Origin of the sequence: Amycolatopsis sp. DG1A-15b (assembly GCF_030285645.1) — a bacterium.
Classification (GTDB): domain Bacteria; phylum Actinomycetota; class Actinomycetes; order Mycobacteriales; family Pseudonocardiaceae; genus Amycolatopsis.
This window is the reverse complement of record NZ_CP127296.1, coordinates 1,572,881-1,589,358: the sequence shown is the minus strand read 5'-3', so window position 1 is coordinate 1,589,358 and position 16,478 is coordinate 1,572,881. Positions and strand designations below refer to the sequence as shown.

17 protein-coding genes and 2 tRNA genes are annotated in these 16,478 nt (G+C 72.5%); 11 read left to right on the top strand and 8 right to left on the bottom strand.

Going from position 1 to position 16,478, the window contains the following annotated elements; all coding sequences use genetic code 11:
• Positions 1-8: 8 nt before the first annotated feature.
• The gene (locus tag QRY02_RS07375; RefSeq protein WP_285990745.1) at positions 9-773 is read right to left on the bottom strand and encodes an SDR family NAD(P)-dependent oxidoreductase; all 765 of its coding nucleotides are present in this window, start codon (positions 771-773) and stop codon (positions 9-11) included.
• A gap of 249 nt (positions 774-1,022) precedes the next feature.
• Between QRY02_RS07375 and QRY02_RS07370 the strand changes: the two genes are divergently transcribed.
• The 6 genes from QRY02_RS07370 to QRY02_RS07345 all read left to right on the top strand — a co-directional run bounded on the left by QRY02_RS07370 (position 1,023) and on the right by QRY02_RS07345 (position 6,835).
• The gene (locus tag QRY02_RS07370; protein ID WP_502874245.1) at positions 1,023-1,682 is read left to right on the top strand and encodes a class II aldolase/adducin family protein; all 660 of its coding nucleotides are present in this window, start codon (positions 1,023-1,025) and stop codon (positions 1,680-1,682) included.
• Entirely contained in the window at positions 1,679-2,632 is a 954-nt protein-coding gene (locus QRY02_RS07365) for a carbohydrate kinase family protein (protein WP_285990743.1), read from the top strand. The genes QRY02_RS07370 and QRY02_RS07365 overlap by 4 nt, the downstream gene beginning before the upstream one ends.
• On the top strand, positions 2,619-3,983 hold the full coding sequence (locus QRY02_RS07360; protein ID WP_285990742.1) for a flavin monoamine oxidase family protein: 1,365 nt from the start codon (positions 2,619-2,621) through the stop codon (positions 3,981-3,983). Before QRY02_RS07365 ends, QRY02_RS07360 begins: the two co-directional genes overlap by 14 nt.
• An 11-nt stretch (positions 3,984-3,994) precedes the next feature.
• The gene (locus QRY02_RS07355; RefSeq protein WP_285990741.1) at positions 3,995-4,474 is read left to right on the top strand and encodes an SRPBCC family protein; all 480 of its coding nucleotides are present in this window, start codon (positions 3,995-3,997) and stop codon (positions 4,472-4,474) included.
• Positions 4,475-4,535: 61 nt separating this feature from the next.
• Complete coding sequence (locus QRY02_RS07350) at positions 4,536-4,988, top strand: hypothetical protein (protein ID WP_285990740.1); 453 nt, start codon at positions 4,536-4,538, stop codon at positions 4,986-4,988.
• Positions 4,989-5,191: 203 nt separating this feature from the next.
• A complete protein-coding gene (locus QRY02_RS07345) occupies positions 5,192-6,835 on the top strand; it encodes a beta-1,3-glucanase family protein (protein WP_285990739.1) in 1,644 nt (547 codons plus the stop codon).
• Here QRY02_RS07345 and QRY02_RS07340 read toward each other — a convergent pair.
• Positions 6,832-7,698: an MmyB family transcriptional regulator gene (locus QRY02_RS07340; protein WP_285990738.1), complete on the bottom strand. Its 867-nt coding sequence runs from the start codon at positions 7,696-7,698 to the stop codon at positions 6,832-6,834. The genes QRY02_RS07345 and QRY02_RS07340 overlap by 4 nt on opposite strands.
• Positions 7,699-8,247: 549 nt before the next feature.
• Between QRY02_RS07340 and QRY02_RS07335 the strand changes: the two genes are divergently transcribed.
• A complete protein-coding gene (locus QRY02_RS07335) occupies positions 8,248-8,631 on the top strand; it encodes a hypothetical protein (protein WP_285990737.1) in 384 nt (127 codons plus the stop codon).
• A 50-nt stretch (positions 8,632-8,681) separates the two neighbouring features.
• Here the strand turns inward: QRY02_RS07335 and QRY02_RS07330 are convergent, their stop codons facing one another.
• On the bottom strand, positions 8,682-9,194 hold the full coding sequence (locus QRY02_RS07330) for a lytic polysaccharide monooxygenase auxiliary activity family 9 protein (RefSeq protein WP_285990736.1): 513 nt from the start codon (positions 9,192-9,194) through the stop codon (positions 8,682-8,684).
• A 273-nt stretch (positions 9,195-9,467) separates the two neighbouring features.
• On the opposite strand from QRY02_RS07330, the gene lexA reads away from it, so the two are divergent.
• Positions 9,468-10,121: a transcriptional repressor LexA gene (gene lexA, locus QRY02_RS07325; protein ID WP_285990735.1), complete on the top strand. Its 654-nt coding sequence runs from the start codon at positions 9,468-9,470 to the stop codon at positions 10,119-10,121.
• 1 nt (position 10,122) lies between these two features.
• On the opposite strand, the gene QRY02_RS07320 is transcribed toward lexA, so the two are convergent.
• Entirely contained in the window at positions 10,123-11,328 is a 1,206-nt protein-coding gene (locus tag QRY02_RS07320) for a cytochrome P450 (protein ID WP_285990734.1), read from the bottom strand.
• A gap of 113 nt (positions 11,329-11,441) precedes the next feature.
• On the opposite strand from QRY02_RS07320, the gene QRY02_RS07315 reads away from it, so the two are divergent.
• Both QRY02_RS07315 and QRY02_RS07310 read left to right on the top strand, forming a co-directional pair.
• Positions 11,442-12,887, top strand: coding sequence for an MFS transporter (locus QRY02_RS07315; RefSeq protein WP_285990733.1), 1,446 nt, complete (start codon positions 11,442-11,444; stop codon positions 12,885-12,887).
• A gap of 112 nt (positions 12,888-12,999) precedes the next feature.
• On the top strand, positions 13,000-13,758 hold the full coding sequence (locus QRY02_RS07310; RefSeq protein WP_285990732.1) for an SDR family NAD(P)-dependent oxidoreductase: 759 nt from the start codon (positions 13,000-13,002) through the stop codon (positions 13,756-13,758).
• 525 nt (positions 13,759-14,283) lie between these two features.
• On the opposite strand, the gene QRY02_RS07305 is transcribed toward QRY02_RS07310, so the two are convergent.
• Both QRY02_RS07305 and QRY02_RS07300 read right to left on the bottom strand, forming a co-directional pair.
• Positions 14,284-14,535, bottom strand: coding sequence for a DUF4287 domain-containing protein (locus QRY02_RS07305; RefSeq protein ID WP_285990731.1), 252 nt, complete (start codon positions 14,533-14,535; stop codon positions 14,284-14,286).
• A 71-nt stretch (positions 14,536-14,606) separates the two neighbouring features.
• On the bottom strand, positions 14,607-15,365 hold the full coding sequence (locus QRY02_RS07300; RefSeq protein ID WP_285990730.1) for a class I SAM-dependent methyltransferase: 759 nt from the start codon (positions 15,363-15,365) through the stop codon (positions 14,607-14,609).
• 93 nt (positions 15,366-15,458) lie between these two features.
• Between QRY02_RS07300 and QRY02_RS07295 the strand changes: the two genes are divergently transcribed.
• On the top strand, positions 15,459-16,058 hold the full coding sequence (locus tag QRY02_RS07295; protein ID WP_285990729.1) for a TetR/AcrR family transcriptional regulator: 600 nt from the start codon (positions 15,459-15,461) through the stop codon (positions 16,056-16,058).
• 184 nt (positions 16,059-16,242) lie between these two features.
• Here the strand turns inward: QRY02_RS07295 and QRY02_RS07290 are convergent.
• Positions 16,243-16,314: transfer RNA gene (locus tag QRY02_RS07290), tRNA-Val, on the bottom strand.
• A gap of 38 nt (positions 16,315-16,352) precedes the next feature.
• Positions 16,353-16,427, bottom strand: a tRNA-Val gene (locus tag QRY02_RS07285).
• Positions 16,428-16,478: the final 51 nt, after the last annotated feature.

Below are 16,478 nucleotides of genomic sequence, written 5' to 3'. Positions count from 1 at the left end.
GGGTCCGGTCAGCGGGCCAGTTTTCGCAACAACGGCCCGGAAACGGACACCGGCAGCGCCCGCAGCACCCGGACCAGCGCGGACGTCGTCCACGGGAAGGACGCGCCGGCGGGTTCCCGCCGCAGTGCCCGGACCACGTGCCGCGCGGCCCGCTTTTCGCTGATCTCGAACGGTTTCGGCAGCCCGTCGGCACGGACGCGGGCGGTGGCCACGAAGCCGGGGTACAGCGAGGTGAAGCGGATTCCCTCGGGCGCGAGCTCGACCCGCGCCGCGTCGATCAGGGTCCGTACCGCGGCCTTCGCGGCCGAATACGGGCCCTGGCGCGGGATTCCCAGCAGGCCCGCCAGGGAGTTGGTCTGCGCGATCAAGCCGCCGCCCTGCCGGCGCAGCTGCGCGATCAGCGGGACCAGGTAGTTCACCGTGACGTCGTAGTTCAGCGCCATCACCCGCGCGATGTCGCCGACCCCGGCCTCGGCCACGGACATGTCCGGGCCCTGGCCCACGTTGAGCAGCGCGACGTCCACCGCGCCGAACTCCGCCACCACCCGCGCCACCACCGCGGCCGCCGCCGCGGGGTCGAGCGCGTCGGCCACGAGGTCGAGGCAGGCACTCCCCGCCGCGCGGACATCGGCGGCCACGGCCGCCAGCTCCTCCGCCCGCCGGGCCACGACCACCACCCGGTTGCCGTGGCCGGCGACGTCGCGGGCCACTTGGGCGCCGATCCCCGAGGAAGCACCGACGACCAGGATCGTCTGGTCCACCAGCGTCGCCATCCCACCACTCCTTCAGTGCGCGGCCGCGCCGAGTTCGATGATCAGCACGCCCGCGGCGACCAGCCCGACGCCGCCGGGTGAGGGCGTCCTTGACGAACACCCGCGCCCCGAGCGCTGTCAACGCGACACCGCCCCAGGCGGTGTCGATCGCCGCCCGCAGCCGCATCGTCGGTCCGCAACCGGCCGCCCGAACATGAACGTGACTTTGTTTCATGTTTAGCCTACGCTGAGCCGATGACTCAGGGGACAGTGCTCCTGCGGGCCGAGCGGGAAGCGGTGGTCGCGGCCTGCCACGACCTGGCCGGTGCCGGACTGCTGATCGGCACCGCGGGCAATGTGAGCGTGCGCGCGGGCGAGCACGTCGCGGTGACCGCGACCGGCGTCGTGCTCGGGCGCATCACGCCGGAGCAGGTCACCGTCGTCGACCTCGCCGGGAAGGTCGTCGCCGGAGAGCTCGCGCCGACCTCGGAACTGGAACTGCACCTGGGGATCTATCGCCGCTCCGGCGCCGGTGCGGTGGTGCACACGCACTCGCCGCAGGCCACCGCGGTGTCGTGCGTGCTCGACGAACTCCCCTGCGTGCACTACCAGCAGCTCCTGCTCGGCGGGGCCGTGCGGGTCGCGCCGTTCGCCGTGTTCGGCAGCGATGAGCTGGCCGAGTACGTGTGGACCGCGCTCGAGGGCAAGTCGGCGGCGCTGATGGCCAACCACGGCGCCGTCGTGCACGGCCCCGCGCTCCAGGCGGCGGTGGACAACGCGCTGCTGCTCGAGTGGGCCTGCGAGCTCTACCGGAACGCCGCGTCGATCGGCACGCCCCGGGTCCTGGACACCGCCCAGCAGACCGCGGTGATCGAAGCCGCGCTGCGGCGCGGCTACGGCAGCACCAAACGGATCGAGGAGGATCTGTGACGCAAACGGTGATCACGCTCGGCGCGCACGTGTTCGACGTGCAGGTCCGGCCGGTCGAAGCCATCCCGGAAGGCCAGGGCGCGGCCCTGGTCGAGCAGATCCGGTTCGGGCCGGCCGGGACCGCGGCCGGCACCGCGCTGACGCTGGCCAAGCTCGGCGCGACCGTCCGCACCGCCGGCGCGATCGGCACCGACCCCATCGGCGACCTGCTGCTGACCATGCTGACCCGGTACGGCATCGACACCTCACTGGTGGTCCGCCGCGAAGACGTGCAGACCTCCGCGTCGGTGCTGCCCATCCGCCCCGACGGCAGCCGGCCCGCCTTCCACGTCCCCGGCGCGAACCTCACCTACGGCCCCGGCGACATCGCGGAAGCCGAAGTCGCCCGGGCGACCCACCTGCACCTCGGCGCGCCCGAGCTGATGGGCGGGGAGAACGCGGCGAAGATCCTCTCCCCCGCGCGGGCGGCCGGCGTGGTCACCTCGGCCGACCTGCTCGCCCCCGGTGATCCCGGGATCCTGGCCTGGATCGCGCCCGCACTGTCCTTTCTGGACTACCTGCTGCCCAACGAGCAGCAGGTCCTCGGGCTCACCGGCGCCGGCACCCTCGAGGACGGCGCCCGCGCGTTGATCGGTCAGGGCGTCGGCTGCGTCGCCGTCACCCGGGAAGCCCGCGGTGCCCTGGTGATCACGGCGGACGAGGTGGTCGCCGTCCCCGCGTTCGCGGTCGACGTCGTCGACACCACCGGCTGCGGTGACGCGTTCTCCGCCGGCTTCCTCCGCGGCATCGGCCTCGGCCGCTCGCCGCGGGACGCCGCCGTGCTCGGCTCCGCCGCCGCGGCCCTGGTCGCCCAGGGGCTGGGCAGCGACCACGGCGAGTTCGACCTGGCGGCCGCCGACGCCTTCGCCGCATCCACGCCCACGCTGGAGACCGCCGATGCGCCGCGCTGACGTCGTCGTGGTCGGCGCGGGCCTGGCCGGGCTCACCGCCGCCCGCGAACTGTCGGCGGCCGGCCGCGACGTCGTCGTCCTGGAAGCCCGCGACCGGGTCGGCGGCCGCACCGTGAACCACGACCTCGGCGACGGCAAAGTGGTGGAAGCGGGCGGCCAGTTCGTCGGCCCGACCCAGGACCACATCCTCGCACTGGCCAAGCAGGTCGGCGTCGAGACGTTCCCCGCCCACACCGAGGGAGCGTCGGTCTACGTCAACGGCGACCGGGCGCGCCGGTACCGCGGCGACATCCCGCCCGACCCGCTCGCCCTGCCCGACCTCGCGATCGCCATGCGGCGGATCAACCAGCTGGCCGGGAAGATCCCCCTGGAAGCGCCGTGGCGCGCCCCCAAGGCGCGGGCGTGGGACAGCGTGACGTTCGAAAGCTGGATCCGGCACACCACGGCGGGCACCGGCGCGCTGGACCTGGTCAACGTGCTGCTCGGCTCGGCCTACGGCGGGAGCGCCGCCGGTGCGTCGCTGCTCTACAGCCTCTGGTACATCGCCGGCTTCGGCAACGAAACCACCCCCGGCACCGTCGAACGCGGCATCGGCGTCACCGGCGGAGCGCAGGAATCCCGCTTCGCCGGCGGCTCCCAGCTGATCTCGCAACGCATCGGCGACGAGCTCGACGGGCGCGTGGTGCTCGGCGCTCCGGTGCGGGCGATCGAGCAGGACGACGACCGGGTGACGGTCAAGTCCGATGTGGACACCTGGAGCGCGCGGCACGTCGTCGTCGCCGTCCCGCCGGCGCTGGCCGCCCGGATCTCCTGGCGGCCGCTGCTGCCGCCGCAGCAGGACGCGCTGTTCTCCCGGATGACCTTCGGCGCGCTGATGAAGTGCGAGGCCGTGTACCCGGAGCCGTTCTGGCGGGCCGACGGGCTCAACGGCCAGGCCGTGTTCCGGCACGGCTCACCGATCTGTTCCATGTGGGACAACTCCCCGCCCGACGGCAAGCCGGGTGTCCTGATGGGCTTCCTCGGCGGCCCGCAGTGGCACGCCTGGGCGGCCCGGCCGCCCCGCGAACGACGCGCCGCCGTTCTGCGCGCCTTCGCCGCCGCCGTCGGGAAAGCCGCGTTGAGCCCGGTGGAGTACTTCGAACAGGACTGGGTCGGCGAGGAATGGACCCGCGGCGGACCGACGTCCGTGCCCGGGCCCGGCGTGCTGACCGAGCTCGGCCCCTGGCGCGACCGGCCGTTCGGCCGGGTGCACTGGGCCGGTGCCGAGCACGCGGATCACTGGAACGGATACATGGACGGTGCGGTCCGCTCCGGCGAAACCGCCGCCCGCGCCGTCCTCGGCCACGAGTGAAGGGGACGATGGTGCGCGACTACACCGTTTCCGAGCAGGCGATCATCCCGCACCCGGTCCGGCGGGTGTGGGACGTGATCTCCGCGACCCACCGCTACGCCGAGTGGGTCCCGACCGTCCTGGAGGTGACCGACCACCACGGCACCGCGGAAATCGGCCGGACCTACCGCGAACGCAACAAGTCGCTCGGCCCGCTGACCACCCGGTCCACCTGGACGGTCCGCGAAATCGAGCCGCTCACCCGCCGGGTCGACACCGGCGTCGGGTTCGCGCCGCTGCAGGACCTGACCAACGTGTTCGAGTTCGAGCCGCTCACCCGCGGCGACGGTTCGGAAAACACGCTGATGACCTACGCCGTCCGGTACCGCCTCGGCCTGGGCCCGCTCGGTCCGCTCGTCCACCGCGTCGTCGCCGCCGGGTTGCGCGCCGACATGACCCGGGCGATGGACAACCTCGCCGACGTCATCCTCGCCGAGGGAGTCCACCCGTAGGTGCAACCGGACGGCCGGGTGGTTCCGTCCGGGGAGCAACGGATCGAAGGAGGCACCTCCCATGCGCACGCTGTCCGCCGTCCCGGGCGTGATCCTCGTCGTGCTGAGTGCCGTGGCCTGCGGCAACAACGCCCGGCCCGGGTCGGCGGACGCGTTGTGCGCGGCCTCCTACGAACCCCGTGAACTCGTCGACAGCGGGCCGCTGTACCCGCCGTTGCCCGGCGCCGCGGAAGGCACGCGCGGCGAAAACCGCAGCACCGACGCGGCCGCGATCAAGAAGGTCGCCGCCGCCGCGTGCGCCCTGCCGGAACCGCCGTCGGACCTGGCCTGCACCGCCGACATGGGGCCGAGTTACCGGCTTCGGTTCGTCGACACCCGGGGCCGGACGACCACCCTCACCGCCGGCGATTTCGGCTGCCGGTTCGTCGAAGGACTGGGGACCCCGCGGTTCGACGCGAAGCCACTCTGGGCGGCGCTGGCCGCCGCCGGGCTCCCCGCGCCGCACGACCGCTGATCGCGGCGTCCACAAAGGACGGTACCCGGACCACCGGAAGCGGTGGTCCGGGCAACATGAGGCAGCTTCGAGGGCCGTCCGTACCCGATCCGGGCCGCCGGATGTTGACCCCGCCGGACCGCGTACCTACCGTCCGGTCACCGTTTCCGGTGGACGCGGGGCCGGCCGGCCCCGCGGAAGCCGCCCGTTTCCGAGGAGGTGCCATGCTGTCGAGGCGTACCTTCGTCACCGCCGGCCTGGTCGCCGCCGCGGCGAGCACGCCGCTGTGGTCCGCCGTCACCGCTCCGCGAGCACGCGCCGCCACGGCCCTGCCGTTGACGCTGAAGAACAATTCGGGCGGCGGCACCGTCTACGCCTACATCAGCGGCTCGGACACCGCGGGCCGCCCCGGCTTCGTCACCGCCGACGGCCGGTTCCAGGCGCTGCCGAACCCCTCCTCGCCGGTGACGCCGGTCCCGGACTACGCCATCCCGCTCGGCGGCTCGGGGTCCCAGCTCACGGTGACGCTGACCGACTTCCTCATCGGCGGCCGGGTGTGGTTCTCGGTCGACAAGAAGATCCAGTTCTTCGTCAACCCCGGGCCCGGACTGGTGCAGCCCGGGTTCACCAGCGCGGACCCGAACTGGCAGACGAACTGGACGTTCTGCGAGTTCACCTACAACAGCGCGAACCTCTACGCGAACATCAGCTACGTCGACATGGTGGCGCTGCCGGTGTCGATGGCCACCACCGGCGCGGCGGGCGCGCAGTCGGTCAGCCCGCTGCCGGACGGCGCCCTCGGGAGCATCGCGGACGGGCTGCGCGCGCAGCACAACACCGACGGCGCACCGTGGGACCGGCTGGTCGTCACCGACAGCGCCGGCAAGGTGGTGCGGGTGCTCGCGCCCGGCCACTCCCCCGTCGACTTCGGCGGCTACTGGACGAACTACCTCAACGCCGTCTGGGACCACTACCGCACGACCCCGCTGACGATCAACGGCCAAGGCGGCATCGGCTCCTACACGGGCACGGTCAGCGGCGACGCGATCGTGTTCGCCGGCCTGAACACCAACGGCGTGCCGTTCACCAAGCCGAGCGCGGCGGACATCTTCGGCTGCGCGAGCGGACCGCTGTACAACTCCGGCAGCGACGCCCGGGGCGCGGTCGCCGCCCGGCTGGCCGCCGCGCTGAACCGCAGCAGCCTGCTGGTGGCCGGCGGGAACAACCAGCCCGACGGCGTCGCACCGGCGCAGTACTACCGGGACGCCACCACCAACCACTACGCCCGCCTGGTGCACCAGTACGCCTCGATCGGCTACGCCTTCCCGTACGACGACGTCGGCCCGACCGGGGCCCAGCCCGTCGACGGCCACCTCCAGGACCCGGCCCCGACGTCCTGGACGGTCTCGCTCGGACCGGGCGCGGGAGGCGGCACGACCCCACCCGGCTCCGGCGGCACGAGCGCGTACTCCACCATCCAGGCGGAGGCCTACAACGCCCAGAGCGGCACGCAGAACGAATCGTGCGGCGACACCGGCGGCGGGGTGGACGTCGGCTGGCTGGCGAACGGCGACTGGCTCAAGTACGCCCGCGTCGACTTCGGGGCGAGCTCGCCGAACCAGTTCGTCGCCCGCCTCGCCTCGGGAGCGGCCGCCGGGGTCAGCGGTGCCATCCGGGCCCGCCTGGACAGCGTGACGGGCCCGGTGATCGCCGAGATCGACTTCGCGAACAACGGCGGCTGGCAGCAGTGGCAGACGGTGCCGGCCAACGTCGTCGCCCCGGCCACCGGCGTGCACGACCTCTACCTGACGTTCTCCGGCAGCTCGGCGGACTTCGTCAACGTCAACTGGTTCACCTTCACCCGCTAGCCGGGTGGGCCGGGTGGGCCGGGTGGGCCCACCCGGACGACGGACGGCGGGCCCGAAGCGGCGACGACCTCGCCCAGCCGGGCCGCGTCGGCCGAACCCGGGGCCGCGGTGAGGACCACCGCCATCAGGTCGTCTCCCGGCACCTCGAGCAGGGTGCCGTCGAGCGTGATGTCCGCACCGTCGGGATGCCGGAACACCGCCCGGTTCTCGTACGCGGTCACCGGTTCCGGGGCCCGCCACAAGGTGTCGAACGGCCGGCTCGTGCTCCGCAGCTCGTCGACGAGCCCGGCGAGCGCCGCGTCCGCGGGGTAGCGCAGGGAGGTGTCCCGCAGCCGGGCGGCGAGCATCGCCCGGAAGCCGGCCGCGCGCTCGTCGGTCCGGCTGATCCCGCGGGGTGCGTTGCAGAAGGTGCGCCAGGCGACGTTCCAGTCCCGGTCGTGCCCGGTCGGGCCGCCGGCCTGCAGCGCGAACCACGCACCGTTGACGGCGACCACGTTCCACGCCGCGTCGGCCAGGAACGCGGGGGTGCCGCCGAACCGTTCCAGCAGCCGCAGCGCCGCCGGCCCCGCCTCGCGCGGCACCCGCCCGTCCACCGGGGCGTAGCCGGCCAGCGCGCAGAGCCGTTCGTAGTCCGCCCGCCCGAGCCGCAACGCCCCGGCGATGGCGGTCACCACCCCGGCCGACGGGTGGCGCCGCCCCTGCTCCAGCCGCCGCACGTAGTCCGCGGACACCCCGGCCAGCTCGGCGAGCTCCTCCCGCCGCAACCCGCGGGTCCGCCGCCGCCCGCCCGGCAGCCCGGCCACGGCCGGGTCGGTGTTCTCGCGCAGCCGGCGCACCGCGGCGCCGAGATCGTGCAAAGCCATGGCACCAGGTGTACCAGCAGCGGCCGGGTTCGGGGTGCCCCTCGGTTCCGCGGGCTCCTTTGTGGACAGCTCGGCCCGGGTGGCGAGGCGGCCGTCACTCTCCGCGCCACCGCGGTGACGGCGGACCGGCCACGCCTGACCGGTTCGCGTCCTGGTCACCGGCGGTACCGCCCCGGCATCGTGGAACCCGCTGGGGGGATTCGGCATCGACGCCGGTGTGCGGGCGCCGTCCGACGCGCTGCACGAATTTCTTCTCGCACTGGGCCTCACGCCCCGCGAAATTCCCGGCGGCGACGAAGAGCGGGCCGCGCTCTACCGCCGCGGCGGGACCGGCAAGCGGCTGCTCGTCGTGCTCGACGGCGCCCGGCACTCCAACCAGGTGCAGCTCCTGCTCCCGGGGAGCCCCACGGCTCCGGCGCGGAAAGCCTCCCGCTGGCGCCGCTGCCGGACGCCGAGGCGCGGCAGATCCTGGCCGCCTCGATCGGGGCGCGCCGGGCGGCCACCGGCGGCGCGGACGAGCTCCTCGGCTTCTGCGGCGGGCTGCCCCTGGTGCTCGGCGCCGTCGCCGCGCGGGCGGCCGCGCACCCCGAGCGCGACCGGCAGACCCCCGGGGTCTACCGGGCCGGGCCGCTGGCCGACTGCTTGCTGAAGAAGTCGCTGCAGCTGCTCGACCTCGGCTTCGGCGAGGAGGGGGTCGAGGCCACTGCCGAGGCCGTGGAACTGCGTCGTCCCCGGGGCGATGACCCCGGGCAGGCAGTGCCGACGGGAGCTTTGCTGAGGATGCTGGCCGGCAGCCTCGGCACCCACGCCCTCCTGCTCTCCACCGTGGGGCGCCAGGACGAGGCCGTGGCCGCGCTGACGGAAGTCGTCGAGGTGCGCAAGCGGTTCGTCGCCGCGAAGGAGGCCGGGCGGACCGTGTCGTCGAGGGGGTGACACGGCCCGTCCGGCCACTGTGGACGGTGCGGCCCGGTGGCCGCGCCGGTTCAGCTCACCTGCAGGTCGATGCAGGCGTAGAACGCGTTCGCCGTGTCGGCGATGTTCCACACCGCCAGCACCGTCTGGCGGCCCGTGTGGCTGCCCAGGTTCACCTGGTGCGCGACCGTCGACGGCGGCTGCTGGTCGTTCCCGCTCACCTCCGCGATCTTCTGGCCGCCGATGAAGTATTGGTAGTTCGACGTGCGGTGGCGGGCGGTGAAGGTCCAGTTGAAGGTCACCGTGCGGCCGACCTTCGCGGCGCGCCATCCCTTGCCGTTGTCGTTGAGCTCGGCGAACTGGGCCACCCCGCCGTTGCAGGACCGCAGGCCCTTGGGTCCTTCCACGCTCTGGGGCTCGTACTGGATCTGCCCGCACGCCACGACGTGCTGGGCACACTGCGCCTGCCGGCTGGCCGGCGAGCTGACGTAGCCGTGCGCGCTCGCGATCCCGGCGGGGTTGAGCACCACCAGGACGGGGGCCAGGAGGACACCCGCCGCGGCCGCGGCCAGTTTGCGGTTCATACCAGCTCCTTCTCCGAAAGGCTCGCCTCCCGCCGCCGGGCACGGCGAAGCCGCGGCCCCGGCCTCGATGGAGGTCCGCCGCGACGGGAAGGGTTGCGAGCGAAGGAAAATTGTGGTCTAGACCATACGTCGATTCGTTACCCAGGTCAACGGCTGGCAAAGTCCTGGTTGATGTTGGTAAGGCGCCAACTGTCACCCGGTGTTCCGTTGAGCGGGACCGCACCGGCCGGACCGGCGGCGGGACGCGGGGCGCCTGCCTCTAGGATCACGCCGGTGACCACCTACGACGACACGTTCGAGCACCTCGACCCCTCGGCCCTGCCGGAGCGGCAGCAGCGGATCCTGGTCGCGATCCGGGACTGGGTGGTCCAGCACGGCTATTCCCCCAGCACCCGCGAGATCGGCGAGGCCGTCGGCCTGCAGTCGACGTCGTCGGTGTCGAAGCACCTGGCCAGCCTCGAAGACAAGGGTTTCCTGCGCCGCGGCGCCACCGTGTCGCGCCCGATCGACGTGCGCGCGTTCCTGCACGGCCCGGCGTCCGCCGAGGACGGCGACTCGGTGCCGGTGCCCGTGGTCGGCGACATCGCGGCGGGCACCCCGATCTCGGCCATCGAGCACACCGACGACGTCCTCAAGCTGCCCCGCGACCTCACCGGCCGCGGCACGGTGTTCGGCCTGCGCGTCCGCGGCGACTCGATGATCGACGCCGCCATCTGCGACGGCGACATCGTGGTGGTCAAGCAGCAGTCCGAAGCCCATTCGGGTCAGATCGTGGCGGCGATGATCGACGAAGAGGCGACGGTCAAGGTCTACCGCCGCCGCGACGGCCACGTGTACCTCGAGCCCCGCAACCCGGCTTACGACGTCATCGACGGCGATCGCGCGGTGATCCTCGGCGCGGTCGTGTCGGTGCTGCGCAGCGTCTGACTCACCAGGTGACCGGCAGCTCGTACACGCCGTACACCGACCCGTCGTGCTTGAACGGGATCTTCCCGACGTCGGTGGCCAGCGCCAGCGTGGGGATTCGCCGGTACAGCGTGCCGTAGACGACCTGCAGCTCCAGCCGGGCCAGCGGCTGGCCGAGGCACTGGTGGACGCCGAAGCCGAAGGCCACGTGGCGGTGCGCGTCGCGGGTCAGGTCCAGCCGGTCGCCGGCGGGGAAGACTTCCGGATCGCGGTTGGCGATGTCGTTGGCCATGATCAGGCCCTCGCCCGCGCGGACGGTCTCCCCGGCGATCTCGATGTCCGCCAGCGCGACGCGGCGGCGCCCGTTGTGCGTGATGTTCAGGTAGCGCAGCAGTTCTTCGACCGCCGACGCGACCAGCGCCGGGTCGTCGCTCTCGCGCAGCAGCGCCAGCTGGTCCGGGTGCTCCAGCAGGGCGAGGGTGCCGAGCGCGATCATGTTGGCCGTCGTCTCGTGGCCGGCGATGAGCAGCAGGACGCCCATCTGCGCCGCTTCACCCCGCGTCAGCTCCCCCGCCGCGACGCGGGTGGCGAGCCCGGAAAGCAGGTCGTCGGCGGGGTGCTCGAGCTTCTCGCCCACCAGCTGGTCGAGGTAGCCGATCAGCGCCCGGTGCCCGGCCGCCCGCTCCTCGGGCCGGGCGTCGCGGCGGATGATGACCTTGCTGTTCTCCTGGAAGAAGCCGTGGTCGGCGTACGGGACGCCCAGCAGCTCGCAGATCACCAGTGACGGCACCGGCAGCGCGAACGCCTCGACGAGGTCGACCGGGTTCGGGCCGGCCAGCAGCTCGTCGATCCGGTCGTCGACGATCTTCTGCACGGCCGGGCGCATCGCGGCGACGCGGCGGATCGTGAACGGCGCCGTCACCATCTTGCGCAGCCGCGCGTGCTCGGGGTTGTCCATCAGGATGAAGCTGATGCCGGTGCCGCCCTTCGGCAGCGGCGCCGGGCTCGGGTACCCGGGCCGCGTGACGTCGGCGCTGACGCGGGGATCGGCCAGCAGCGCCCGCTGGTCGGCGTAGCGGGTCACCAGCCACGGCGTGCTGCCGTCCCACAGCCGGACCCGGGCGAGCGGGGTCTCCTCCTGCAGCGCGCGGGCGGCGGGCGGCGGGTCGAACGGGCAGCCCGCGTCCCGGGTCATCGGGAACTCGGGGATCTCGGCGGTGCTCGTCATGGTTCCTCCGCGGTGGCCGTCGGTTCGTGATCAGTCAACCGAAGACTGCTAAGCTAAGTCAAGCGACTGATTTAACTCGACCGCGCCCCTCGACCGCTCCCGGAGGACCGCTCGTGCCCGACCCATCCACGTCCGCCCGGGAGGCCTCGCCGCGCGCGAACCTCGTCGTCGCGGTCCTCGCCCTCGCGGGCATCACCGTCTCGCTGATGCAGACGCTGGTCATCCCGCTGATCCCGGCGCTGCCCGGGCTGCTGCACGCCTCCGCGGCCGACGCCACCTGGGCCATCACCGCCACCCTGCTCGCGGGTGCGGTGGCGACGCCGACCATGGGCCGGCTCGGCGACATGTACGGGAAACGGCGGATGCTGCTGATCAGCCTCGGCGCGCTGGTCGCGGGCTCGACGATCGGCGCGCTGTCCGACAGCCTCGTGCCGATGGTCGCCGGGCGGACCCTGCAGGGCCTCGCCGCCGGCGTCATCCCGCTCGGGATCAGCATCATGCGCGACGAGCTGCCCGCCGAACGGCTCGGCTCCGCCACGGCGCTGATGAGCGCATCGCTCGGCGTCGGCGGCGCGCTGGGCCTGCCCGCGGCCGCGCTGCTGGCCGAACACGCCGACTGGCACGCGCTCTTCTGGACCGCGGCCGGCCTGGGCGTGGTCGTCACGGCGCTGGTCGTCGCGCTCGTGCCGGAGTCGCCGGTCCGGACCGGCGGCCGGTTCGACGTGCCCGGCGCGGCCGGGTTGTCGATCGCGCTGGTGTGCTTGCTGCTGGCCATCTCGAAGGGCGCCGACTGGGGCTGGGGCAGCGCGCCGACGCTGGGCCTGTTCGCGATCGCCGTCGTCGTCCTGCTGCTGTGGGGCCGCTGGGAGCTGCGGACGGCACAGCCGCTGGTGGACCTGCGGACGACCGCGCGGCGCCAGGTGCTGCTGACCAACATCGCCTCCGCGGTGTTCGGCTTCGCGATGTTCGCGATGTCCCTGGTGCTGCCGCAGCTGCTGCAGCTGCCGGCGGCCACCGGGTACGGCCTCGGGAAGTCGATGCTGGCCGTGGGTCTGGTGATGGCGCCGTCCGGGCTGGTGATGATGGCGCTGGCACCGGTGTCCGCGCGCATTTCGGCCACCCGCGGCCCGAAGACGACGTTGATGCTCGGCGCGGTGGTCGTCGCCGCCGGGTACGCGCTCGGCATCGTCCTGATGAGCGCGACCTGGCACCTGGTGCTGATTTCGAGCGTCATCGGCGCGGGCATCGGGCTCGCCTACGGCGCGATGCCGGCGCTGGTCATGGGGGCCGTGCCGGTGTCGGAAACCGCGGCGGCCAACAGCCTCAACACGCTGATGCGCTCGATCGGCACGTCGGTTTCGAGCGCCACCGCCGGGCTGATCCTCGCCCGGCTGACGATTTCGTTCGGGCCGGCGACCCTGCCGTCGCAGAACGGCTTCCGGCTGGTGCTGGGGATGGGGTCGGCGGCGGCGCTGATCGCGCTGGCCGTGGCCGCGTTCCTGCCGCGGCGGTCCCCGGCGCCGGCTCCGCGCGAACCCGCCGTCGCGGCCGCCCGCTGACCGACGCGCTGGCGGGAGGTGCGCGTGGTGCGCGTCCGGTCAGCGGCAGACGGAAACCTTCGGGACAACACCGGGCCACCACGGGCCCGGCACGGACCCGGAGGAGCCGGACATGACGAAGAACGCTTTGGTGACAGGGGCTTCGCGGGGCATCGGCCGCGCGGTGGCGCTGCGGCTGGCCGCGGACGGCGCGGTGGTCGCGGTGCACCACGGCGGCAACGAAGTGGCGGCCAAGGAAACGGTCGCGCTGATCGAAAAGGCGGGCGGCCGCGCCTTCCCGGTGGCGGCCCGGTTCGGTGAACCCGGGGCGGTCGACCGGCTGGCCGACGCGGTCACCTCGGCGTTCGGCGGCGACGGGCTCGACATCCTCGTCAACAATGCGGGCATCAGCTCGCACAGCTCGATCGGCACCCTGACCGAGGAGGAACTGGACCGGCTCCTCGCGGTCAACGTGAAGACGCCGATGCTGCTGATCCAGCGCCTGCTGCCGGCCTTGAACGACGGCGGCCGGATCGTGACGGTCGGATCGATGGCGACCCGCATCGCGGTTCAGACCCAGATCGGGTACACGGTGAGCAAGGCGGCGATCGAGGCACTGGCGCCGACGCTGGCGAACGAGCTGGGCCGGCGCGGGATCACGGTCAACACGGTGGCGCCGGGGCCGATCCGCACGGACATGACGGAGCCGATGCTCGCGATCCCGGAGGCAGCGACGGGCCTCGCGGCGATCACGGCCCTCGGGCGGATCGGCGAGCCGGAGGATGTTGCGGACGTGGTGGGGTTTCTGGCCGGGCCGGGCGGGCGGTGGATCACCGGGCGGACGTTGGATGTGTCCGGTGGGACGTTCCTCGGGCCGATCGACGCCGGGTGAGCCCTTTGCGGGATGTCCCTTCAATCACGCGAGACGTCTCTCCAGCCACGCGAGATCCGTTTTCAATCACGCGAGATCCGTGCTCAATCACGCGAGATCCGTGCCCAGTCACGCGAGTTCCGTGCTGAGTCCCATGAGTTTCAGCTCCTGCCGCGTGACCGGCGGGCATCTCGCGTGGTTAGCGAAGCAACTCGCGGATTCCCTCTTCCGCCGACCCGAACGCCGGATTGTTCAACGGCCGTCACGCCGCGTCAAGGCGGGAAAGCGTGCCTTGACCCGGCGTGCCGGCCGCTGATGCGGCTGCGTATCGGGTTGGCAGGGGGGTGTGCTCGCCGGGGTGGGCAGGGGCGAGCGGCCCCGGCCGGTGAGGGGCGGAAATAGCCAGACCGGTCAGGGGCTGGCCGGTCGAGGCGGGCTGCCAAGCCGGTGGGGGTGAGCGCAGCCGGTGCTCGGGGGCGAGCAGAACCGGTCGAAACTAGCCGGTCGAGGCCGGTGCCAAGCCGGTGGGGCGAGCGCAGCCGGCGGTCAGGGGCGGGACGCCAGGCCGTCCAGGTGGAGGACTCCTCCCGTGTGGTGCTCGGCCACGAACTCCGGTCCCTTGGTGATCAGCCTGGCGATTGCCGTTGCGTGGCCGTGACCCAGGGCGTGCTCTTCCTTCAGCCACGTGATGATCTCGGCCGGCTTTGTGAGGTTCTTGGCCGCCGCGCGGTCGAGGAACGCTCGGGGGGTGATGCCCGTCTGCTTCTCCGCGTTGTCGAGGTAAGCCTGAAAAGACATGGTCTCTCCCCCAGTTGGGCCGGATGAAGTCGAGGTTTTCCTCGGCTTCAGCCAAGATCTCACCGACAACTTTATTTGTCAAGGCGGGTCGCGACCACCGCCAACGTTGTGTACGGCAGCACGAAGCTGCCGCCCAGCCCGTCGATGGCCGCGCCCACCTCGGACAGCACCTCGGACAGCTTTTCCGGCGGCAGCCGCGTCAAGCCGCCCGTTGTGGGGAGGAAGTCGAGCCACTCGGGGCGCGTGTACGTCCTCTCCCACTCGAAGTGCCAGCGGTCCGGGGTGCCGAGGCCGTCCTCCTTGGCGATCGCGTCGGCGAATCCGGTGAACATCACGTCGTAGATCTCCGCGGCCGGCCGGGACTCGCCCGCGAACGGCGAACCCGGGAGCACGCGACGGCACGCCGCCGCGAAGGCCGCCGCCACCTCGGCCGGCGGCTGGAACACGTGGGCGAACACCGCGAGCAGCCCGCCGGGCCGCAGGACCCGCGCCGCCTTGGCCGGGCCCGTCGCCGGGTCCACCCAATGCCACGCCTGGCCGGCGACGACCGCGTCGAAGGTCCGGCCGGCCGGGGCCCAGTCCTCGAACTTCGCCACCTCGACGTCGATGCCGCCCTGACGTGCGAAGGCGGCCATCCGCTCGTCGGGGTCGATGCCGAGCACCCGGCAGCCCGCCGCCCGGAACTGGCGGGCTTCGATGCCGGTTCCGCAGCCGACGTCCAGGACGTCGGGTCCCGGACTCGCGGCGACGACGCGGTCCACCAGCTCGCGCGGGTACTCCGGCCGCGCCCGGTCGTAGCGTTCGGCGTCCGTCCCGAAGGATTCCGCCATCGCACGCGCTTCATGAGGTTGAGTGGGCATGCGCCCACTTTAATGGGCGCTCGCCCACTAGGGCAACCGCCGGGCGTACCGGAGAATGGGGGCATGCCGACCGGGGTCCACCTGCGCGATGTGCGCAAGCAGCTGTTCGACGCGGCCGAGCGGGTCCTGCTCCGCGACGGGCCGGCCGCGCTGACCAGCCGGGCGGTGACCACCGAGGCCGACGTCGCGAAGGGTGTCCTGCACCGCCACTTCGCCGACTTCGACGACTTCCTGGCCGAACTGGTCCGCGACCGCATCGCCCGCCTGACGGACCAGGGGGTACTCCTGCGGGCGGGGGCGGGAACCCGAACGGTCGCGGAGAACCTCGTCGACGCCCTGACGGAGTTGTTCGACCCGGTCACCGTGGCCTTGTCGAGCCTGATCTTCTTCCGCGACGAACTCCGCATTCGCTTGCGCCACCGGGGCAACGGGGTGCCGCTCCTGGTGGAAGCGCGGCAGATGCTGGCGGCCTACCTGTCAGCCGAACGCGAACAGGGCCGCATCGCGGCGGACGCGGAGGTGGATTCCCTGTCCCTGTCCCTGATCGGAGCAGCTCACCTGCTCTTCGCGGGTCGCCAACAAGGAACCCTCCCCGAACCAGGCGAGCTGGCGAAGATGGTCCACACGATCACCGCCGACGTGCACCAGCGCCGCCTGCTGTGAGCAAAGATTCCGAAGTGGATCAAAGCCACCCCCACCCGACAGCACCCCCACAGCGCAACGCAACCACCCGGGGGGGTCCGGGGGCGTGCCCCCGGCGGGGGTGTGGGGGCTCGGCCCCCACAGGACACAACGAGATGAGCCCCGTTCGCGCTTTCCGCGAACAGGGCTCATCCAGCGAATCTCGTGGGCGATACTGGGATCGAACCAGTGACCTCTTCGGTGTGAACGAAGCGCTCTCCCCCTGAGCTAATCGCCCGCGGTGCCGCCTGCCACGAAGTCCGGGGGGTGGACTCGTGGTGCGCGATACTGGGATTGAACCAGTGACCTCTTCCGTGTCAGGGAAGCGCTCTCCCGCTGAGCTAATCGCGCGCTGCGGAACTTTGTGTTGACGAAAGCATATCGGACGTCTGGAGCGGCCGC

Excerpts from the sequence above, each read along its gene's own strand:
- QRY02_RS07375 (WP_285990745.1), bottom strand. The coding sequence starts at position 773 with ATGGCGACGCTGGTGGACCAGACGATCCTGGTCGTCGGTGCTTCCTCG.
- QRY02_RS07360 (WP_285990742.1), top strand. The coding sequence starts at position 2,619 with ATGCGCCGCGCTGACGTCGTCGTGGTCGGCGCGGGCCTGGCCGGGCTC.
- QRY02_RS07350 (WP_285990740.1), top strand. The coding sequence starts at position 4,536 with ATGCGCACGCTGTCCGCCGTCCCGGGCGTGATCCTCGTCGTGCTGAGT.
- QRY02_RS07345 (WP_285990739.1), top strand. The coding sequence starts at position 5,192 with ATGCTGTCGAGGCGTACCTTCGTCACCGCCGGCCTGGTCGCCGCCGCG.
- QRY02_RS07340 (WP_285990738.1), bottom strand. The coding sequence starts at position 7,698 with ATGGCTTTGCACGATCTCGGCGCCGCGGTGCGCCGGCTGCGCGAGAAC.
- QRY02_RS07330 (WP_285990736.1), bottom strand. The coding sequence starts at position 9,194 with ATGAACCGCAAACTGGCCGCGGCCGCGGCGGGTGTCCTCCTGGCCCCC.
- QRY02_RS07320 (WP_285990734.1), bottom strand. The coding sequence starts at position 11,328 with ATGACGAGCACCGCCGAGATCCCCGAGTTCCCGATGACCCGGGACGCG.
- QRY02_RS07310 (WP_285990732.1), top strand. The coding sequence starts at position 13,000 with ATGACGAAGAACGCTTTGGTGACAGGGGCTTCGCGGGGCATCGGCCGC.
- QRY02_RS07305 (WP_285990731.1), bottom strand. The coding sequence starts at position 14,535 with ATGTCTTTTCAGGCTTACCTCGACAACGCGGAGAAGCAGACGGGCATC.
- QRY02_RS07300 (WP_285990730.1), bottom strand. The coding sequence starts at position 15,365 with ATGGCGGAATCCTTCGGGACGGACGCCGAACGCTACGACCGGGCGCGG.
- QRY02_RS07295 (WP_285990729.1), top strand. The coding sequence starts at position 15,459 with ATGCCGACCGGGGTCCACCTGCGCGATGTGCGCAAGCAGCTGTTCGAC.